This is a genomic window from Marinobacter sp. (assembly GCF_040904845.1).
Classification (GTDB): Bacteria; Pseudomonadota; Gammaproteobacteria; order Pseudomonadales; family Oleiphilaceae; genus Marinobacter.
Genome location: NZ_JBBDSR010000109.1, coordinates 58,490 through 76,311, shown reverse-complemented (window position 1 = coordinate 76,311; position 17,822 = coordinate 58,490). Strand labels below are relative to the sequence as shown.

General features: G+C 60.3%; 18 protein-coding genes. 8 read left to right on the top strand and 10 right to left on the bottom strand.

Annotated features, from left to right (window positions below):
- Nucleotides 1–42: 42 nt before the first annotated feature.
- A complete protein-coding gene (locus WD429_RS14115) occupies nucleotides 43–714 on the top strand; it encodes a LysE family translocator (RefSeq protein ID WP_368422821.1) in 672 nt (223 codons plus the stop codon).
- On the opposite strand, the gene WD429_RS14110 is transcribed toward WD429_RS14115, so the two are convergent.
- Nucleotides 659–1,720, bottom strand: a complete 1,062-nt coding sequence (locus WD429_RS14110; protein WP_368422820.1) for a 3-deoxy-7-phosphoheptulonate synthase — start codon at nucleotides 1,718–1,720, stop codon at nucleotides 659–661. The genes WD429_RS14115 and WD429_RS14110 overlap by 56 nt on opposite strands.
- 339 nt (nucleotides 1,721–2,059) lie before the next feature.
- Between WD429_RS14110 and WD429_RS14105 the strand changes: the two genes are divergently transcribed.
- On the top strand, nucleotides 2,060–2,914 hold the full coding sequence (locus WD429_RS14105; protein WP_368422819.1) for a secretin N-terminal domain-containing protein: 855 nt from the start codon (nucleotides 2,060–2,062) through the stop codon (nucleotides 2,912–2,914).
- A gap of 5 nt (nucleotides 2,915–2,919) precedes the next feature.
- On the opposite strand, the gene WD429_RS14100 is transcribed toward WD429_RS14105, so the two are convergent.
- Nucleotides 2,920–3,441 carry a molecular chaperone DnaJ gene (locus WD429_RS14100; RefSeq protein ID WP_368422818.1) on the bottom strand — a complete coding sequence of 174 codons (522 nt, stop codon included), beginning with the start codon at nucleotides 3,439–3,441 and terminating at the stop codon, nucleotides 2,920–2,922.
- Nucleotides 3,442–3,579: 138 nt separating this feature from the next.
- On the opposite strand from WD429_RS14100, the gene WD429_RS14095 reads away from it, so the two are divergent.
- The 6 genes from WD429_RS14095 (at nucleotide 3,580) to WD429_RS14070 (ending at nucleotide 11,208) form a co-directional block, all read left to right on the top strand.
- A complete protein-coding gene (locus tag WD429_RS14095; protein ID WP_368422817.1) occupies nucleotides 3,580–4,683 on the top strand; it encodes an efflux RND transporter periplasmic adaptor subunit in 1,104 nt (367 codons plus the stop codon).
- Entirely contained in the window at nucleotides 4,683–7,727 is a 3,045-nt protein-coding gene (locus WD429_RS14090) for an efflux RND transporter permease subunit (protein ID WP_368422816.1), read from the top strand. Before WD429_RS14095 ends, WD429_RS14090 begins: the two co-directional genes overlap by 1 nt.
- Nucleotides 7,724–8,047 carry a DUF3301 domain-containing protein gene (locus WD429_RS14085; protein ID WP_368422815.1) on the top strand — a complete coding sequence of 108 codons (324 nt, stop codon included), beginning with the start codon at nucleotides 7,724–7,726 and terminating at the stop codon, nucleotides 8,045–8,047. Before WD429_RS14090 ends, WD429_RS14085 begins: the two co-directional genes overlap by 4 nt.
- A gap of 140 nt (nucleotides 8,048–8,187) precedes the next feature.
- Nucleotides 8,188–8,928: a substrate-binding periplasmic protein gene (locus WD429_RS14080; protein WP_368422814.1), complete on the top strand. Its 741-nt coding sequence runs from the start codon at nucleotides 8,188–8,190 to the stop codon at nucleotides 8,926–8,928.
- A 102-nt stretch (nucleotides 8,929–9,030) separates the two neighbouring features.
- Nucleotides 9,031–10,326 (top strand): pyridoxal phosphate-dependent aminotransferase, encoded by a 1,296-nt coding sequence (locus WD429_RS14075; RefSeq protein WP_368422813.1) that lies wholly within the window; start codon nucleotides 9,031–9,033, stop codon nucleotides 10,324–10,326.
- 57 nt (nucleotides 10,327–10,383) lie between these two features.
- A complete protein-coding gene (locus WD429_RS14070; protein WP_368422812.1) occupies nucleotides 10,384–11,208 on the top strand; it encodes an inositol monophosphatase in 825 nt (274 codons plus the stop codon).
- 453 nt (nucleotides 11,209–11,661) lie between these two features.
- On the opposite strand, the gene slmA is transcribed toward WD429_RS14070, so the two are convergent.
- From slmA to WD429_RS14030, 8 genes are all read right to left on the bottom strand, one after another.
- On the bottom strand, nucleotides 11,662–12,249 hold the full coding sequence (gene slmA / locus WD429_RS14065; RefSeq protein WP_368422811.1) for a nucleoid occlusion factor SlmA: 588 nt from the start codon (nucleotides 12,247–12,249) through the stop codon (nucleotides 11,662–11,664).
- Between the two features lie 98 nt (nucleotides 12,250–12,347).
- The gene (locus tag WD429_RS14060) at nucleotides 12,348–13,157 is read right to left on the bottom strand and encodes a thiazole synthase (RefSeq protein WP_368422810.1); all 810 of its coding nucleotides are present in this window, start codon (nucleotides 13,155–13,157) and stop codon (nucleotides 12,348–12,350) included.
- A gap of 51 nt (nucleotides 13,158–13,208) precedes the next feature.
- On the bottom strand, nucleotides 13,209–13,409 hold the full coding sequence (gene thiS, locus WD429_RS14055) for a sulfur carrier protein ThiS (RefSeq protein ID WP_368422809.1): 201 nt from the start codon (nucleotides 13,407–13,409) through the stop codon (nucleotides 13,209–13,211).
- A gap of 19 nt (nucleotides 13,410–13,428) precedes the next feature.
- Nucleotides 13,429–13,749 (bottom strand): DUF423 domain-containing protein, encoded by a 321-nt coding sequence (locus WD429_RS14050; protein WP_368422957.1) that lies wholly within the window; start codon nucleotides 13,747–13,749, stop codon nucleotides 13,429–13,431.
- A 61-nt stretch (nucleotides 13,750–13,810) separates the two neighbouring features.
- The gene (locus WD429_RS14045) at nucleotides 13,811–14,611 is read right to left on the bottom strand and encodes a symmetrical bis(5'-nucleosyl)-tetraphosphatase (protein ID WP_368422808.1); all 801 of its coding nucleotides are present in this window, start codon (nucleotides 14,609–14,611) and stop codon (nucleotides 13,811–13,813) included.
- On the bottom strand, nucleotides 14,604–15,434 hold the full coding sequence (gene rsmA / locus WD429_RS14040; RefSeq protein ID WP_368422807.1) for a 16S rRNA (adenine(1518)-N(6)/adenine(1519)-N(6))-dimethyltransferase RsmA: 831 nt from the start codon (nucleotides 15,432–15,434) through the stop codon (nucleotides 14,604–14,606). Before rsmA ends, WD429_RS14045 begins: the two co-directional genes overlap by 8 nt.
- Nucleotides 15,435–15,475: 41 nt before the next feature.
- Entirely contained in the window at nucleotides 15,476–16,477 is a 1,002-nt protein-coding gene (gene pdxA, locus WD429_RS14035) for a 4-hydroxythreonine-4-phosphate dehydrogenase PdxA (RefSeq protein ID WP_368422806.1), read from the bottom strand.
- Nucleotides 16,474–17,808, bottom strand: a complete 1,335-nt coding sequence (locus WD429_RS14030) for a peptidylprolyl isomerase (protein ID WP_368422805.1) — start codon at nucleotides 17,806–17,808, stop codon at nucleotides 16,474–16,476. Before WD429_RS14030 ends, pdxA begins: the two co-directional genes overlap by 4 nt.
- Nucleotides 17,809–17,822: the final 14 nt, after the last annotated feature.

Here is a 17,822-nt window from a genome sequence, read left to right as displayed (position 1 = left end):
TCCTGCCGTTCTCGCGTTCGGTTCAGTGTGGAGGTAAATCCGATGCAGACTTACTGGGCCGAGTTTCTGACTGTCGCCCTGGTTCACCTGCTGGCGGTCGCCAGCCCCGGGCCGGACTTTGCCGTCATGCTGCGGCAGGCGCTGTGCCAAAACCGCCGTAACGCCTTGCTGACGGCTGCAGGCATCGGTGTCGGCATTCTGGTGCACGTCACCTATTCTTTATTGGGGATTGGCCTGCTGATTCAACAGTCGTTACTGTTGTTTAACGTACTGAAGGTGGTTGGCGCACTCTATCTGACCTGGATCGCCATTCAGTGCCTGCGGTCTCGCGCCGGGGGCATCCACGTGGAGTCGGAAAACAGCCCGCTGCAAACCGGCAGTGCGGCTTTCCGGCTGGGTTTTCTGACCAACGCCCTCAACCCGAAAGCCACCCTGTTTTTCGTATCACTGTTTTCGGTAATCATCAGCCCTGGCACTCCCATTGCCTTGCAAACCCTGTATGGCCTGTATATGGCCCTGGCTACCGGCTTGTGGTTCGCGCTGGTCGCCACGTTTTTCACCCTGCCACGGGTACGGCGCGGTTTTAACCGCTTCGGACACTGGCTGGACCGGATGATGGGCGGCGTCTTGCTGCTGCTGGCTGGGCAGTTACTGTTGTCTACAGTGAGCGGATCAGAGCCGCCGTCTGATCCCAGCCAATACACGGATCGGTAATGGAGCAGCCGTATGTCAGATCGGCACCGTCATCCTGGCGGCCAGGCTCCAGAAAACTTTCCAGCATCAGACCACGCACACAGTGATTGCCAGCCGCCTTCTGGGCCATGACCTCCCGTGCTATCCCCACCTGACGCTCGGCCTGCTTGCAGGCGTTGTCGTGGCTGCAGTCCACCATGATGGCGTTTGAAACACCCGCGGCAGACAGCGCCTCAATCGCCCGCCCGATGCTGTCCGCATCGTAATTGGTGATGCCGCGCCCGCCTCTGAGCACCAGGTGGGTATCCGGGTTGCCAGCCGTGGTAATCATCGCTGGGGCACCGGACCTGGCAATTCCCAGGTGGTGGTGAGAATGGGCAGCGGACTTCATCGCGTTGATGGCCGCAGTAACACCACCATCGGTGCCATTCTTGAAGCCCACCGGCATCGACAAGCCGCTGACCAGTTCGCGGTGAACCTGGGATTCGGTAGTGCGGGCACCGATGGCCGCCCAGCTGATCAGGTCACCCAGATAATCCATGGCGAAGGGACTGAGGGCCTCGGTCGCCAGCGGCAAACCGGTTTCCGCGAGGTTCAGCAACAGCCGGCGTGAGCGCACCAGCCCCTCCGCCAGATTGCCGGAGCCGGTGCGGTCCGGATCGTATAACAGACCTTTCCAGCCGACGGTGGTTCTGGGTTTCTCCAGGTAGGCGCGCATTACTATCAGGAACCGGTCACCGACCGCGTCAGCCAGACCTTTGAGCTTGTCTGCGTATTCCAGTGCGGCGACTTCGTCGTGGATCGAGCAGGGCCCCATGACGATAAGCGTGCGCGGATCGCTGCCGTTCAGCAATTGGCGAATCTCATTGCGATGGCGATGAATCTGGCGCTGGGTGGCCGTGGGTAGCGGCAGTTCGGCGCTCAGTTCAGCGGCGGTCGGTAGGATGTCTTCCTGGCGGCTGGGTGCCATGGTCGTCTCCTCATGGGCCTGGTCACTCAGCGTGTCGATAGTCAGAGGCATGTTCATGTCAGTTTTCCGTTTCCCTGTGTCAGAATCAAAAAAGCCCCGGCTGGGCTACCAGTCGGGGCTTTTTCGAGTCCGGTGGCAGCCTGGGTGTTTGCCGGGCTGCCTTCCTCGTTGTTCGGTCGATGAAGATCTTACGGGCGGCCCGGGCTCTGGCTAAAATAAAAGCCATAACCACACCACCAGAAAAACACAGACGCGACCGCTGCCATCGGTTTCACACCGAAAGCTTGCGGAACATTCAATTGACAGATCGCCTGTGTCGTCTTCATGCTTTTCAATATATACCCCTGCTTTTCGGCTTTGCAACCCGCAAACCCGATTTTTATGGAATTTGTCGCCGTGACCACAAAAACGCTCAAACGCGCAGCCCTCGACGCAGCCCCTCACCCACACCCGCATGTAGCGGCATACGCACGCACTTTTTTGACCGCTGTCACCGTACTCTTGGTTGCAGCTCTGATGTGCCTGCCGTCCCCGGCCAGCGCAGTCCCCGAAGCGCGCACTTACGAGCTCCGGAATCGCTCAGCAGGCGATGTAGCCGACCAGATCCGGGATCTGTACGGCAACAGTCAGGTCAACGTTACCGCCAGGGGCCAGCAAATGGTTATCCGTGGCGAACCGGAGGTGTTGGACGAAATCGGCACACTGGTCGACACCATGGATGTGGCTCCGGCCCAGATGCGTATCACCGTGCGTTCTCGCAGCAATCTGAACGCCAAGAGTGGTGGGGGCGGCGTCTCTGCATCAGGCGGACAGGCGAACGTCCGTGTCGAACGAAGAGTCACCAGCACCCGGCGCAACCAGGAGCGAACCCTGGTGGTGCAGGATGGCCAATCCGCTCATATCACCTCGGGCCAGGTTCGTACCGTGCCGATTGCCATCCGCGGTGGCCGCAACCCGGCGGCGATTCTCGATCAGATGCAGACCCGCAGTGGCTTTCTGGTCAGCCCACAGGTGATTTCCGAGCGCATGGTGGAGTTGAATATTATGTCGTTTGAGGAGGACCCTCAGGATGACGTGCCCGGCTACGACACCGAAGCCCTGATGACCATACGGCGAGTGGATCCGGGCCAATGGGTCGAACTCGGAAGCACCCGGAGCCGCCGCTCCGGTTCTCAGTCAGGCATCACTTACCAGGTTGGCGGGCAGCAGAGCGACAATCAGACCTTCGAGGTTAAAGTGGACCTGCTGTAAGTGCCTCAAGCCGCACCACGACGGGCGGCAAGCAGAGTGGCTTTGGCTTCATTGACCTGAGCGGCCAGATAATCGTTTCCGCCCCGGTCGGGATGAAGTTTTTGCATCAGCCGACGGTGCGCCAGGATGACGTCGTCTTCCGGACAATCCTCGGCGACACCGAGTATGTCGCAGGCTTCGGCCACGGACATCCGCGCCGACCCCGCTGTTCGCTGTCGTTGCCCGGTATGGCTTTCCGCACCGCCTTTTCCTTCACCCTGCCCCCGCTGCTGACGGTACATCCGATTCACCAGCGGCGCGAATTTCAGCAGTGCCGGTAACTTTCGCAGCAGCGGAACCAGAGCTGCCACCGCGGCTGCGAGTACATGGAGCCGGCCCGTCAGCACCATAAACACAAGCATGGCACCGCCCACGATCAGCACCAGCTTCCAGGTGGCGGCTTTTTTCTTCTCTGGTGCCAGCGCTCCCCATTGTTTGAGAACAACGAAAACGGCGGCCGCCAGAGCAATACCCAGTATCCAGTGCATAGTGTAATCCCTTACGGTTCACTGACCGTAATTCTGGCATTCAAACGGTGACAAAACACCCGCTTTTTGTATAGGATGCTACGCTATTAACGCCTGTTAAGAATCCATTTATAATATTTTCTCTCTCAGGACTGAATTATGCGCACTGCTTCCCGTTTCCTCATCGTCATCCTGTTCCTGGGAGTCGTATTAGGCGGTATTTTTGGCTACAAGTTCTATCAGTTCGGCCAGATGAAAGAGCAACTTTCAAAACCACAATCGCCGGCTGAGATCTCGACAACCAAGGCCCGCTCCGGGCAATGGACTCCGGCCATCAAAGCCGTGGGAAGTGTGGAAGCGGTCAACGGCATCGAAGTGGCTAACGAAGTCCCCGGTGTGATCGAGCGTATCAGTTTTGAATCCGGCGATACCGTTAGCAAAGGCGATGTTCTTGTCCGCCTCGACGCCGCCATTGACGAGGCCGCGCTGCGCACTCGCCGGGCCGAATCACAGCTGGCTGAGCAGGAGTTCAAACGCGTCTCGGACCTGCTGCCAAAGCGTGCCGTATCCCAGTCCCAGTTCGATGAATCTCAGGCCAACTTCGATGCCGCCCGCGCCCGGGTCAATGAAGCAGAAGCCAAGCTGAACAAGAAAGTCATTCGCGCGCCCTTCGACGGCAAACTGGGCCTGCGCATGGTTGACCAGGGTGAGTACATCCCGACAGGCACACCGATTGTCGAAATCAACATGCTCGACCCGATCTACGTTGACTACACCCTGTCCGAAAAGAATCTCTCCAGAGTCGCCAGGGACTATGACGTCAACGTAACGGTCGCCGCGCTTCCGGAAAAAACCTTCAGCGGCCAGGTCAGCGCGATCAACACCTCGGTCAACCCGGAGACCCGCACTGTGCGCATCCGCGCCACGATCGCCAACCCGGACAACGAGCTGCGCCCGGGCATGTTTGCCACCATCCACACCCAACAACCGGAAGACCGCGACGTCGTCACCGTTCCGCAAACCGCCATCTCGTACAATACCTATGGTGATTTCGTCTTTGTGTTGGAAAAAAACGAAGAGGGCGAACTGATCGTCAACCGCCGCTCCGTCCAGACTGGTGAAGTGCGGGAAGGCCAAACAGCCATTGAGGACGGCCTGAATGAGGGCGAGGAAGTGGTCTCCAAGGGCTTGCTGAGGCTGCGCGCCGGCCAGCGGGTCAGCGTTCAGGAAGACGACGATGACTCCGCAGAGGTCTCTGAATAATGCGCTTCACTGACCTCTACATACAGCGCCCCGTCCTGGCGACGGTGGTCAGCCTGCTGATCCTGCTGCTCGGTGCCCGAGCGGCGATGGAAATGGAAATCCGCCAGTACCCGGAACTGGAAAGCACCACGGTCACGGTAACCACCGCCTACCCCGGTGCCAGTTCCGACCTGGTCAAAGGCTTTATTACCACACCGCTGCAACAGGCCATCGCCGAGGCCAGTGGCATTGATTACCTGACGTCCACCAGCTCCCAGGGCCGGTCCACCATCGAAGCCAAGATGGTGCTGAATTACGACGCCAACGCCGCTCTGGCGGAAATCCAGGCGAAAGTCGCCAGCCAGCGTAACGTCTTACCGGCCGATGCCCAGGACCCGGTTATCACCTCCACCACCGGTGACTCGACGGCGCTGATGTACATTGCCTTTTACAGCAATGAACTGGAAGTACCGCAGATTACCGACTACCTCACCCGCGTGGTCCAGCCCAAGTTACAGGCGCTGTCCGGCGTCGGCAAAGCTGACCTGCTGGGTCGCAAATTTGCATTGCGGGCCTGGCTCGACCCGGAACGCCTCTCGGCGGTAGACATGACCCCCCGGGAAGTGGTGCAGGTGCTGCTGCAGAACAACTACCAGGCGGCGGTGGGTAACACCGAGGGTAAGTACACCAAAATCAGCATGACCAGTGACACCGATGTTGGCGACCCGGATCAGTTCCGCGAACTGGTCATCAAGGAGTCCGATGGGGCGCTGATCCGGCTCGAGGACATAGCGCGGGTTGAACTGGGTTCTGAAACTTACGATCAGTTGGCGCTGTATAAAGGCCAGCCGGCCACTTACGTGGCCATTGAGCTGTCACCCGGTGCCAACCCGTTGACGGTCGCCGAGCTGGTCAAGAACGAACTGCCCGACATTGAACAGCAGTTGCCGTCCGGTCTGAATGTCCGGCTGGCCTACGACGCTTCCGACTTTATCGACAACTCCATCAACGAAGTGATCAAGACGCTACTGGAAGCGCTGGTGATTGTACTTGTCGTGGTTTTCCTGTGCCTTGGTTCGGTGCGAGCGGCCATTGTGCCTTCCGTCGCGGTGCCGCTGTCACTGATTGGCGGCGCGTTCGTGATGCTGATGATGGGGTTCTCCCTGAACCTGCTGACGCTGTTGTCCATGGTGCTCGCCATCGGGCTGGTGGTGGACGATGCCATCATCATGGTGGAGAACGTGCACCGGCACATTGAACAGGGCGAGTCCCGCTACGACGCCGCCATTAATGGTGCCCGGGAAATGGCGGTGCCGATCATCGCCATGACCACCACGCTGGTGGCAGTGTATGCGCCCATCGGTTTCATGGGCGGCCTGGTCGGGTCGCTATTCACCGAATTTGCCTTCACGTTGGCCGGCACGGTAGTGATCTCGGGCATCGTCGCCCTGACCCTGTCACCCATGTTGTCCGGCAAGGTGCTCAAGCCCCATGGCAATCCCGGCCGTTTTGAGAGCCTGGTGGAACGGACATTCGGCGGCCTGGCCAACGGTTACAAGCGCGCATTGAGTACGCTGATGGACACCAAATCGGTGGTCATTTTCTTCGCTCTGGTAGTGCTGGGCTCCATCTATTTCATGGTGATGATGAGCCAGAATGAACTGGCACCCACCGAAGATCAGGGCATTCTGTTCTATCAGGGCCTGGCACCCCAAACCGCCACGCTGGACTACCTGCAGGAACACGGTGAGGAAGTGCTGGAACGCATGGAGACGGTACCGGGATACAACGAGGATTTCATGATTCTCGGAATCACCGCGCCCAACGCCGTGTTCGGTGGCTTCAAAATGGCTCCATGGGGCGACCGCGACATATCCCAGTTCGAGGTGCAGCCACAGCTTGATAGCGAACTGAAGAAAATCACCGGGCTGCAAACCGCGGTATTCCCGAGGCCGTCCCTGCCTGGCTCCGGCGGCGGGCTGCCGTTCCAGTTCGTCATCACCACGGGCGCTGATTACGACCGCCTCAACGAGGTCGCGGATGACCTGCTGGGCAAGGCCATGCAAAGTGGTAACTTCATGTTCCTGCAAAAATCCATCGACTTTGACCGCCCGGTCACGCGGATCAAGGTCGACCGCGACCGGGTCGCGGATCTGGGACTGTCCATGCAGGACGTTGGGCAGGCCATGTCGAGCATGCTTGGCGGCGGTTATATCAACCGCTTCAGTATGGAGGGGCGCTCCTACCAGGTTATACCCCAGGCCGAGCAGGACTTCCGCATGACCGCTGAAGAACTCAACGAATACTACATCCGCGCCGACAACGGTCAGTTGGTGCCGCTGGGCAGCGTGATCAGCTTCGAACACGATGTGGAGCCCTCACAGCGCACCCAGTTCAACCAGCTTAACTCGCTGACGCTGCAGGGCGTGGTGATGCCCGGAGTGACCGTGGGCGATGCCATGGCGTTCATGGAAAACACCGCCGACGAGGTGTTCCCTCAGGGGTTCACGTCGGACTACACCGGTGAGTCGCGCCAGTTCGCCAATCAGGGCAGCGCACTGATAGTGACCTTCTTCCTGTCACTGCTGGTGATCTATCTGGTCCTGGCGGCGCAGTTCGAGAGCTGGCGCGATCCCTTCATTATTCTGGTGTCGGTGCCCATGTCCGTTGCCGGGGCCATGGCGTTTATCGTGCTGGGCTTCGCGACCATGAACATCTACACCCAGGTGGGGCTGATCACGCTGATTGGCGTGGTGTCCAAGAACGGCATCCTGATCGTGGAGTTCGCCAACTCACTGCAGGTCGATAAGGGCCTTAGCAAGCGCGATGCGGTCATCGAAGCGGCCGCCATTCGTCTGCGACCGATCATCATGACGTCGCTGGCGTTGATCTTCGCCATGGTGCCCCTGCTGATCGCGGTCGGCCCGGGTGCGGAAAGCCGCTTCGCCATTGGCCTGACCATCAGTGCCGGTCTTGGCATTGGCACCCTGTTCACCGTCTTTGTGCTGCCGGCGTTCTACATCCTGCTGGCGCGCGATCACCACGGCTCGGTTGCCCCCCAGTGACCCTTGGCACCCTGTTCTGGCTGTTTGTAGCCGGCTTCGTCATCTGGTATTGGTGGCGAGGTAAGGCCATAAAGGACTTCGTGCTGCAGGCCGCCCGACAATACTGCAAGAAAATGGATGTCATGCTGCTCGACGATGCCGTCTATCTGCGGGGCCTGTGGTTCAAACGTGACGCACAGGGGCAACTCCGCGTCTGGCGACGGTTCCTGTTCGATTTTACCTCCACCGGTGACGAGCGATACGGCGGCAGTATCATCATGCTCGGTCAGCGCATCACCCATATGGAGCTGGAACCCCACCGCTATAGCGAGGGCGAGTAACCCACCGTCTTAGGTTCATCCATTCTGAAATCCAAATCCATAGTGCCCATCCGCTGCGACGCCGTGCAGAACCGCATAGGGGTGGTTATACTTCCAGCAGTGCCTAAGCCACTCAATTAACCAGACATCGGAAATTGTCCATGCTATTCCGAACCCTGTCCTGGGCTCTTCTTGCCTTGCTGACTTCAACCGCACTGGCCGACGCTCCTGTCCTGAAGATCGCCACCTCTGAATACCCCCCCTTCGAATACCTGGAAAACGGTGAATTAAAAGGCAAAGATGCCGACATGGTGCGTCGGACAGTGGAACGCATGGGGTACATACCGGATTTCGTGGTGTTGCCGTGGGCTCGAGCGGAAAGCCTCGCCCGGCGCGGGGAAATCGACATGCTATTTTCCCTGACGCACTCACCTCACCGGGAACGGTTTTACCATTTTACCGACCCCCTCAGCCGCGCTCGCGACACGTTCTTTGCCCGCTCAGACGCCAACATCGAGTGGTCATCCCTGAACGACCTGGAAGGCCTGAGAATTGGCATCGCCGCTTCCTACAGTTACGCCCCGGAATTCATGGCGTGGCTTGATACCGCCGACATCCGCATCGTCGAGCTCAGCCAGGAATCGCCCGAACTGGTCGGATTGAGGCTGCTGGCACTGAACCGCATCGACCTTTATATCTGTGAACATTCGGTGTGCAACTATCTGCTGGACAGGCACCAGGAACGCTACCCGGACCTCGCCAGCCTGCAGCCACTGCCAGGGACCGTCGGCGAGGAGCGGCCTTTCCGCGCCGCCTTTTCCCGGCACACGCCCGACGGTCGGGAACTGCGAGACCGGTTCAACGACGCCCTGGCCGATCTGCGCAACAAAAACAGCGAATAAGCTCTGCCGCTCTTTTCGGCAATCACCTATGATCCAGCGCACCACAGGCATCGCCAGGTTGCCTATACTGCGAAAGCCACCCTCCACCAACAGACCGGGCCCATGGACATTCAAAACGACCACCGTTACGCGATTAACCTCAACGTTCGGGGCATCCAGCCCTCGGCCACCCTCCGCATCAACGAACTGAGCAATCAACTGCGCGCCGAGGGCCGGGACATCGTCAAACTCGGGCTGGGGCAGTCGCCGTTCCCAGTGCCGGCTCGTGTGGTCGAAGCGCTGCAGCAACACGCCCATGAAAAGGACTATCTGCCCGTCAAGGGTCTGAAAGCCCTGCGGGAATCCATTGCCGGTTACATCAACCGCAGCGAGCGGATGCGTTGCACCTGGGAAGACGTGCTGATTGGCCCCGGCTCCAAAGAGCTGCTGTTTATTCTGCAACTGGCGTACTACGGCGACTTGCTGATCCCCCGCCCGAGCTGGGTGTCCTACGCGCCGCAAGCCAGGATCATTGGCCGATCAGTGCATTGGCTGCCCACCCACGCAGAGAACAACTGGCAGCTCACCGCCGAGGAACTGGACATCATCTGCCGCGATGACCCCTCGCGCCCGCGCATCCTGATCCTGAACTACCCGTCCAACCCCACCGGCTGCACCTACACCGATGACCAACTGCTGGCCATCGCCAACGTGGCGCGCAAGTACAAGTTGATCCTGCTGTCGGACGAAATCTACGGCGAGGTACACTTCGAGGGCAAACACAAATCCATCGCCCGCTACTACCCCGAAGGCACCATCATCAGCACCGGTCTGAGCAAATGGGCGGGAGCCGGCGGCTGGCGGCTGGGCACCTTTATCTTTCCGCCGGAACTGCGCCCCCTGCAGGACGCCATGGCGATCATCGCCAGCGAAACCTACACCGCCACCAGCGCGCCGATCCAGTACGCCGCCATGACCGCCTTCGATGGTGGCGACGACATCAACGAATACCTCAAACAGTCACGGCGAGTGCTGAAAGTGGTGGGTGAATACATGCACCGACGCCTCACCGACATGGGCGCGGTGGTGCAGAAACCGGAAGGGGCGTTTTACCTGTTTCCGGATTTCAACGGCTTCCGCGATGCCCTGGCCCGCAAGGACATCAAAACCAGCCAGGCATTCTGTCAGGTATTGCTGGAGAACACCGGGGTGGCGATCCTGCCGGCCAGTGATTTCGGTTTCGTGCCGGATCATCTGGCCGCGCGTTTGGCGTTTGTGGATTTCGACGGGGCCGGGTCATTGAAACTGGCCGGCGGCGATTACGCCGAACAGGCGCTCAGTGACGACTTCGTTCAGCAGGCCTGCCCGCGCCTGGTGCTGGCCATGGATAAGATGGAGGCCTGGCTGACCAGCCTGTGAACCCGTCGTGCTAGACTGACGCCCTCTTTTCGTTCTGGAACCCGCCAAGGGGGCGTCATGTCCGATTCCGTATCGCTGCGAGAGATCACCGATTTTGCCGAGCAACTCGCGCTCGAAGCCGGCGAGCTGATCCGCCATGAGCGCGACAGCAACACCCTGCGCACCGACTACAAGCAGCAGACCGAGCTGGTCACCCATGCTGACGTGATGGCGGACGAGTTCATCACCGGTGCCATCCGTAAACGCTTCCCGGACCACCGCATTCTGTCCGAGGAAACCGCACCGGACGTGAGCCAGGCGGAGGATTTGACGACGCCTCTGTGGATCATTGACCCCATTGATGGCACGGTCAATTACGCCTACGGCCACCCCCAGGTCGCGGTGTCCATTGCCTACGCCGAGAATGGTCGCGTTCAGGCGGGTGTGGTGCATGCCCCGTTCCCAGGCGAAACTTTCCGCGCCACCAAAGGCGACGGTGCCACCCTCAACGGCAACCCCATCACGCACAGCGGTGCCACGGTGCCGCGGGATTCGCTGTTTGCTACCGGTTTCCCCTACCACAAAGACCATCTCGAACCGCTGATCCAGCGCCTTGACGCCATGATCCACCAGTGCCGCGACCTACGCCGCATCGGCTCCGCCGCCCTCGACATCTGCTGGGTCGCCTGCGGCCGCCTGGACATCTACTACGAAAACGTCAGCCCCTGGGACTTCGCCGCCGCCCGCCTCATCGCCCTGGAAGCCGGTGCCACTGCTGGCCACTTCGGCAATGTTCCCGACAGCTACCCCGCCGACCTTTACGGCCGCGATATTCTGATCTCTGCGCCGGCCGTCTGGGAGCCCGTTCGCCAGGTGCTTCGCTCCGCCTCCGGGTATGACTGAGGCTTTGGCTTTGCGTCGGGTTTCGGCTTCCAGCCTGATAGCTTTGAAGTAGGGTTGGCGGTGTGAGGGCCCTTCCCGGAACCGCTACGAGCACATCCATGTGCGCTTCTCTCCGGCCATCCATGGCCTCGGAAATTCCGGGAAGGGCCCTCACACCGCCAACCGTCCGATTGCAGAGATATATCGTAGGAAAAACACGGGGGATTTCTGACCAGAGCGCCTGGCATTCTGTCTTCGGCTTTGGCCTTGCCTTTCCATGCGCTATATCACCAAAGTGAACGGGGCGAAGGCGGGAACGGCCCCCACAGAATCTTGGAGGCCATGGATGGCCGGAGAGAAGCGCACATGGATGTGCTTGTAGCGGTTCTGTGGGGGCCGTTCCCGCCTTCGTCCTGCCCCAAAGCTATCAGGCTACCGGAGAAGGAAGAGGATCATCTCCCAAAGAAAGCAAGATCAACCCCAAACGCCCTCAGAAACCAGCGCCCAACTCTCCTCAAAATCCGTCGAGGGCAACCGGGAAAACGACGACCGCACAAACCGCTGAATCCGACCTTCGACAAACACCAGCACAAAATCCGCGCCGCGATTGGCGCTGGTCCGGGGCCGCAGCCCCTGGCGGATTTCGCCTTCCTTGAGGATCTGGCGTACCTGGGTTTCCAAGCGCTCGAAGAACTGGGAAGCGCGCTTGCGCAAAGCTTCGTTTTCGCCCATCAGGGCATCGCCGGTGAGCACACAGCACAGGCCGGGGTTGCGCTCGGCAAACACCAGCACCAGATTGGCTAACTGCTGCAGCCGCGCGCGGGCGTCTTCCTGATCCTGCAGGATCAGCTGGCAGCGGCTGAACACCGCTTCGTCCGCGAAGTCGATCAACGACTCGAACATTTTCCGCTTGCTGGGAAAGTGGCGGTACAGCGCCGCCTCGGTGACGCCGACGGATTTGGCCAGGCCAGCGGTGGTGATGCGGGCACCGGGATCGGCTTCCAGCAACGCCACCAACGCATGCAGGATCGCCTCCCGACGACTGGGTTTCGAATCGGTCATGACAGGACTTCAGCGCTCTGTAACTGGGTTATTTTCGGGACCGGTCTTAAGCGCCGGCCCTCAGTATTATTCAGTTCTGTACCGGATTGTTCACTAAATCAGAAGAAAGTGCCATCAATCGGCGAGGACGCGCTGGCGTAGAGCTTCTTCGGCATACGACCCGCCAGATAGGCTTCACGGCCGGCCTCGACACCCAGGCGCATGGCGTGAGCCATCCTGATCGGGTCCTGAGCCTGGGCGATGGCGGTGTTCATCAACACACCGTCGCACCCCAGCTCCATGGCAATGGTGGCGTCTGAGGCCGTACCCACGCCGGCATCGACCAGCACCGGGACCTTGGCGTTTTCGACGATCAGCCGGATGTTGTAGCGGTTCTGGATACCCAGGCCGGAGCCAATGGGGGCACCCAGTGGCATGATGGCGATGCAGCCCATGTCTTCCAGGCGCTTGGCCAACAGCGGGTCGTCCGAGCAGTAAACCATCACTTTGAAGCCGTCTTTGATCAGTTCTTCGGCGGCGACCAGGGTTTCGATCATGTTCGGATACAGGGTTTTCTCCTCACCCAGCACTTCCAGTTTCACCAGATCGTGGCCACCTAGCAGTTCGCGGGCCAGCTTGCAGGTCCGCACCGCGTCTTTCGCGGTATAGCAGCCTGCGGTGTTGGGCAGAATGGTGTAGCTATCCGGTGAGATAACGTCAAGCAGGTTGGGCTCGTCCGGGTTCTGCCCGAGGTTGGTCCGGCGCACGGCCACGGTGACGATTTCCGCGCCGCTGGCTTCGATGGCGTGGCCGGATTCCATCAGGTCACGATATTTGCCGGTTCCCACCAGCAGGCGTGACTGATAGACACGGCCGGCGAGTTCAAGGGGTTTGTCTTCCGGAAGCTGGATTGTCGGTTGTTCGCTCATAACGTTCCTGAGGCTGAATGGAATATGGGGTGTGATCGGCTGTGCGGTGGCTCAGCCGCCACCAATGGCATGAACCACTTCGACCCGGTCACCGTTGTTGAGGCGAAATTCCGGGTGCTGGCTGCGGGGGACGATGTCTTCGTTCACTTCCACCGCCAGCCGTTTGCCCGTCAGGGCCATGTGTTCAATCAGATCGGCAATGGTTGCCTGAGCCGGCAGTTCCACGCCATCGCCGTTTACCTGAACCTGCATGTTTACCTCTGCACAATGTCTAGCGCCGCAATCCGGCAGTCAATATCAACGCCCAGCCTACCATCAAGCATACGCCGCCGATGGGCGTGACCGGCCCTACCCAGCGGATGTCGGTCAGCACCAGCACATACAGGCTGCCGCTGAACAACAGAATGCCTGCCAGGAAAAAGCCCGACGCCACCACCAACAGACGGCGGTGCAAGCCCATTCCGGCCAATATAGCCACAAGTATCAACGCTAATGAGTGATATACCTGATAAGTGACGGCGGTCTGGAAAACTTCAAGGCCCCGGGCACTGACCATCGCTCTCAGGCCGTGGGCACCGAAGGCACCGGCCATGACCGCCAGCAGGGCCAGGAACGCCCCGAGAATGAGGGATGGGCGCAGGATATCGGTGGTTCTAGCAGTCACAGTGAATTTTTTCCCCGCTGTCCAGGTTCATCATGGTCAACGCGCCGCCCCAGACACACCCGGTATCCAGCCCGATAAACCGGTTATGGCCGGTGTTGCCTTCCAGCGATGCCCAATGGCCAAAGATCACCCGCACGTCATCGTGGCGCGGATACTCAAACCAGGGTGCGAAGCCTTCCGGTGCGCTGTCGGCGGATTCCTTGGTGGCCAGCTCCAGCGTGCCGTCCGCCGCGATAAAGCGCATGCGGGTGAAGTAATTGGTGATCACCCGCCAGCGGTCCATGCCGGTGAAGCCAGCATCCCAGCGGGCCGGATCATTGCCATACATCTCGGTAAAATAGTCGGGAGCCTGGTTACCGGCGATCACCGCTTCCACTTCCCGCGCGTTCGCCACTGCCTGCTCAACACTCCAGACGTGAGGCAGTCCGGCATGCACCATGACAAACCGACGGCGGGGGTCATGAACGCAGAGTTTCTGCTGCCGCAGCCAGGCCACGAGACGCTCATGATCCGGGGCGTCGAGAATGCCCTCGAGGGTGTCCTTTTTCTTCGGTTGATGACCCCCGAGTGCCACCGCCAGCAGGTGCAGATCGTGATTGCCCAGCACTACCACCGCCGAACTGCCCAGGCTTTCGATGTATCGCAGCGTTTCCAGCGACGATGGCCCGCGGTTGATCAGGTCACCGGCTACCCAGAGATTGTCCCGGGAGGGTGAAAAACTCACCTTGTCCAGCACCTCCCTCAGCCGCTCATAGCAGCCCTGGATATCGCCAATGGCGTAATCAGCCATGGTGCTCTCCGTTCACCCGTTCCGTGTGTTGTTTTTCATCAACCAGCTTATCCGCAATCGCCACGAAGTCGGCCAGCGACAGATTTTCCGGTCGCAGCCCATCATTGATACCAAGCTCCCCGAGTTGCGCCACGGTGACCAGCCCGCCCAGCGCTTTGCGCAGAGTTTTTCGACGGGCATTGAAGGCCGTGCGCACCACCGCCTGCAGGGTTTCCAGGTCTTTGGCCGGGTGCGGCAGGGTGGTGTGGGGCACCAGCCGCACGATGGCGGAGTCCACTTTCGGTGACGGCCGGAACGCCCCGGGGCCGACTTCGAACAGCGGCTGCACCTTGCAAAAATACTGGGTCATGATACCCAGGCGACCGTAATTGTTGTCGCCGGGTACCGCCGCCATACGTTGCACCACTTCCTTTTGCAGCATGAAGTGCATGTCCTGCACCACCCCGGCCTGTCCCAGCAGGTGAAAAATCAGCGGTGTCGAGATGTTGTACGGCAGATTGCCAATGATCCGCAGCGGCCTGTCGGCGACCAGCTGACTGAAGTCAAACGTGAGGGCATCCGCCTGATGGATGCGAAACTCCGGGTAATTGAAGAATTTGGTGCGCAGCACCGGGATCAGATCACGGTCCAGCTCCACCACCTGAAGGCGTGGGTTCACCGCCAGGATTTCTTCGGTAATCGCACCCAGACCGGGGCCGATTTCCACCATGGCGTCGTCGGCTTTCGGGTGGATCGCGCGGATAATGCGCTCGATGACCCCCGGATCGTGAAGGAAATTCTGGCCGAAACGTTTTCTGGCCTGATGGCCGGGTTTGTTGCTCACTCTGGGTCTCTCTGTTTCAGAACCGGACAAGGGGCTGATTCTCAGCCCGCGTTTGCCAACCGACGGTATCGCGCCATCTGCTCACCCACCCTGACGGCCGTGTGCAGGCTCCCCGCATCCGCCTGACCGGTACCCGCCAGGTCCAGAGCGGTGCCGTGGTCGACCGAGGTACGGACAATGGGCAGGCCAAGGGTAATGTTCACCGCCCGCCCGAAACCCTGGAACTTGAGTACCGGCAGCCCCTGGTCATGGTACATCGCCAGCACCGCATCGGCATCTTTCAGCCAATGGGGCGTGAACAGGGTGTCCGCGGGCAGAGGGCCGGTCAGCGTGATGCCTTCGGCGCGCAGCTGGTCCAGCGTCGGCTCGATGACATCCAATTCTTCACGGCCAAGATGGCCCCCCTCACCGGCGTGGGGGTTCAGGCCCGCGACAAGAATTCTCGGGTGTTCAATTCCGAAGAAGGTCTGCAGATCCCGGTTAAGGATGCGCGCCACCTGGGTCAGGCGCTGTGGCGTAATTGCCGCCGCCACGTCTTTCAGGGGCAGATGGGTGGTGACCAGCGCCACCCGCAACTCTTCGGTGGCCAGCATCATGACCACACGCTCTACGCCACACAATTCCTGCAAGAATTCCGTGTGGCCGCTGAATGCAATACCGGCATCGTTGATCACGCCCTTGTGAACTGGCGCGGTAACCATGCCGTCGAAAACGCCGTCCAGGCACCCCTGAGCCGCCACCCGGAGGGTGTCCAGCACGTAACGGCTGTTACCGCTGTCGAGCTGTCCGGCAGCCGTGCTTGCCAGGCCGTCAACGTGGCACACAGACAAGCGCCCGGCTTCGGTCACCGGACGGTCGCCCGGCTGCCAGGGTTCCAGGATCACCTCCAGGCCCAGCTGCTTTGCCCGCTGCGCCAGCAGCGCTTGGCTGGCCACCACCACAATGCCCGGCTGCCGTGTTTCCGCTGCCAGCTGCAGACACAGTTCCGGGCCGATGCCCGCCGGCTCGCCGGCGGTCAGGGCCAGCCTAACCGGTTCGGTCATGATGCTTCGGATGCCTCGTTATCGTCCGCGTACTCCCCTTTGAACTCGACAAAGGCTTCATCGCGAATCTCTCTGAGCCAGTTCTGCAGCTCGGAATCAAACTTGCGACGGTAGATCGCCTGACGGGCTTCCGAGTCACGCACGTCGCCGCTGATGTCTTTCTGCCGGCGCTCCTGCACTTCGAGAATGTGCCAGCCAAACTGGGAGCGGAACGGGCCTGCCAGTTCGCCCACTTCCGCATTCTGCATGGCCTGCTCAAATTCCGGCACCATCTGGCCCGGGCTGACCCAGCCCAGGCTGCCGCCATCGGAGCCGGACACCGGATCATCGGAATATTCCCGTGCCAACGCGGCAAAATCGCCGCCGGCGCGGATCTGGCGCGTAACGTCGCGAATGGTGTTTTCAGCGTCGGCGTCGGTCACAGTTTCCGTGGGCCGCACCAGGATATGACGAACCCGGGATTGCTCAATGACCTGTTCGCCGTCACCGCCGCGACGCTCTTCCACCATCACCAGATGGAAGCCACTGTTGTTGCCCAGAACCTCGGACGGCACGCCGGTTTCCAGATCCGGCACGACCGATTCCAGTAGCGAAGGCAGCTGACTTCTGCCGCGCCAGCCCATGTCGCCACCTTCCAGTGCGTTGGAGGCGTCCGACTCCGCCACCGCGACTTCACGGAAATCGCGGCCATCGGCAATTTCGGCACGCAGCCGTTCGGCTTTGCCACGGGCGGCATCCACCACGGACTCATCGTTGGGGTCGTCTATCTCGATGTAGATATAGGACAAGCGGAACTCTTCATTGCTGGGCTCGCGCGAGGACATCGACTGCAGGTAATTCTCCACTTCCCGATCGGTCACCCGCACCCGGTTACCCACCTGGCGCTGCTGCACGCGGCTGGCGAGCATTTCATTGCGGATCTGCTCGCGGGCTTCACGATAGCTGACCCCTTCGGCGGTCAGCTGTTGTTCAAACTGGTCCATGGTCATGTTGTTGCGCTGGGCAATACCGGCCATGGTTTCGTTCAACTCGTTGTCGCTGATCCGCATGCCGCCACGATCGGCCATCTGCAACTGGATGGACTCGGTGATCAGTTGATCGAGCACGCGCGCTTCCAGCACCTCCCGGGGCGGAAGCCCGGTACCCTGGGCCTGAAGCCGACCCGTTATGGTGCTGATGCGGCTGTCCAGCTCGGTTTTCAGGATGACATCGTCATCAACGATCGCCACCACCCGATCCAGTGGCTGGCGTTCCGCCTGCACGACCGAGGCCATCATCACAGCCATCAGTACCAACAGTGTTTTTGCACAATGGCGAAGGTTCGCCTTCATAGTCACCTCTGATT

Bases quoted from the DNA above. Each gene is read 5' to 3' on its own strand.
- WD429_RS14115 (WP_368422821.1), top strand. From the start codon at position 43: ATGCAGACTTACTGGGCCGAGTTTCTGACTGTCGCCCTGGTTCACCTG.
- WD429_RS14110 (WP_368422820.1), bottom strand. From the start codon at position 1,720: ATGAACATGCCTCTGACTATCGACACGCTGAGTGACCAGGCCCATGAG.
- WD429_RS14100 (WP_368422818.1), bottom strand. From the start codon at position 3,441: ATGCACTGGATACTGGGTATTGCTCTGGCGGCCGCCGTTTTCGTTGTT.
- WD429_RS14095 (WP_368422817.1), top strand. From the start codon at position 3,580: ATGCGCACTGCTTCCCGTTTCCTCATCGTCATCCTGTTCCTGGGAGTC.
- WD429_RS14090 (WP_368422816.1), top strand. From the start codon at position 4,683: ATGCGCTTCACTGACCTCTACATACAGCGCCCCGTCCTGGCGACGGTG.
- WD429_RS14080 (WP_368422814.1), top strand. From the start codon at position 8,188: ATGCTATTCCGAACCCTGTCCTGGGCTCTTCTTGCCTTGCTGACTTCA.
- WD429_RS14075 (WP_368422813.1), top strand. From the start codon at position 9,031: ATGGACATTCAAAACGACCACCGTTACGCGATTAACCTCAACGTTCGG.
- WD429_RS14070 (WP_368422812.1), top strand. From the start codon at position 10,384: ATGTCCGATTCCGTATCGCTGCGAGAGATCACCGATTTTGCCGAGCAA.
- slmA (WP_368422811.1), bottom strand. From the start codon at position 12,249: ATGACCGATTCGAAACCCAGTCGTCGGGAGGCGATCCTGCATGCGTTG.
- WD429_RS14060 (WP_368422810.1), bottom strand. From the start codon at position 13,157: ATGAGCGAACAACCGACAATCCAGCTTCCGGAAGACAAACCCCTTGAA.
- thiS (WP_368422809.1), bottom strand. From the start codon at position 13,409: ATGCAGGTTCAGGTAAACGGCGATGGCGTGGAACTGCCGGCTCAGGCA.
- WD429_RS14050 (WP_368422957.1), bottom strand. From the start codon at position 13,749: ATGGCCGGTGCCTTCGGTGCCCACGGCCTGAGAGCGATGGTCAGTGCC.
- WD429_RS14045 (WP_368422808.1), bottom strand. From the start codon at position 14,611: ATGGCTGATTACGCCATTGGCGATATCCAGGGCTGCTATGAGCGGCTG.
- pdxA (WP_368422806.1), bottom strand. From the start codon at position 16,477: ATGACCGAACCGGTTAGGCTGGCCCTGACCGCCGGCGAGCCGGCGGGC.
- WD429_RS14030 (WP_368422805.1), bottom strand. From the start codon at position 17,808: ATGAAGGCGAACCTTCGCCATTGTGCAAAAACACTGTTGGTACTGATG.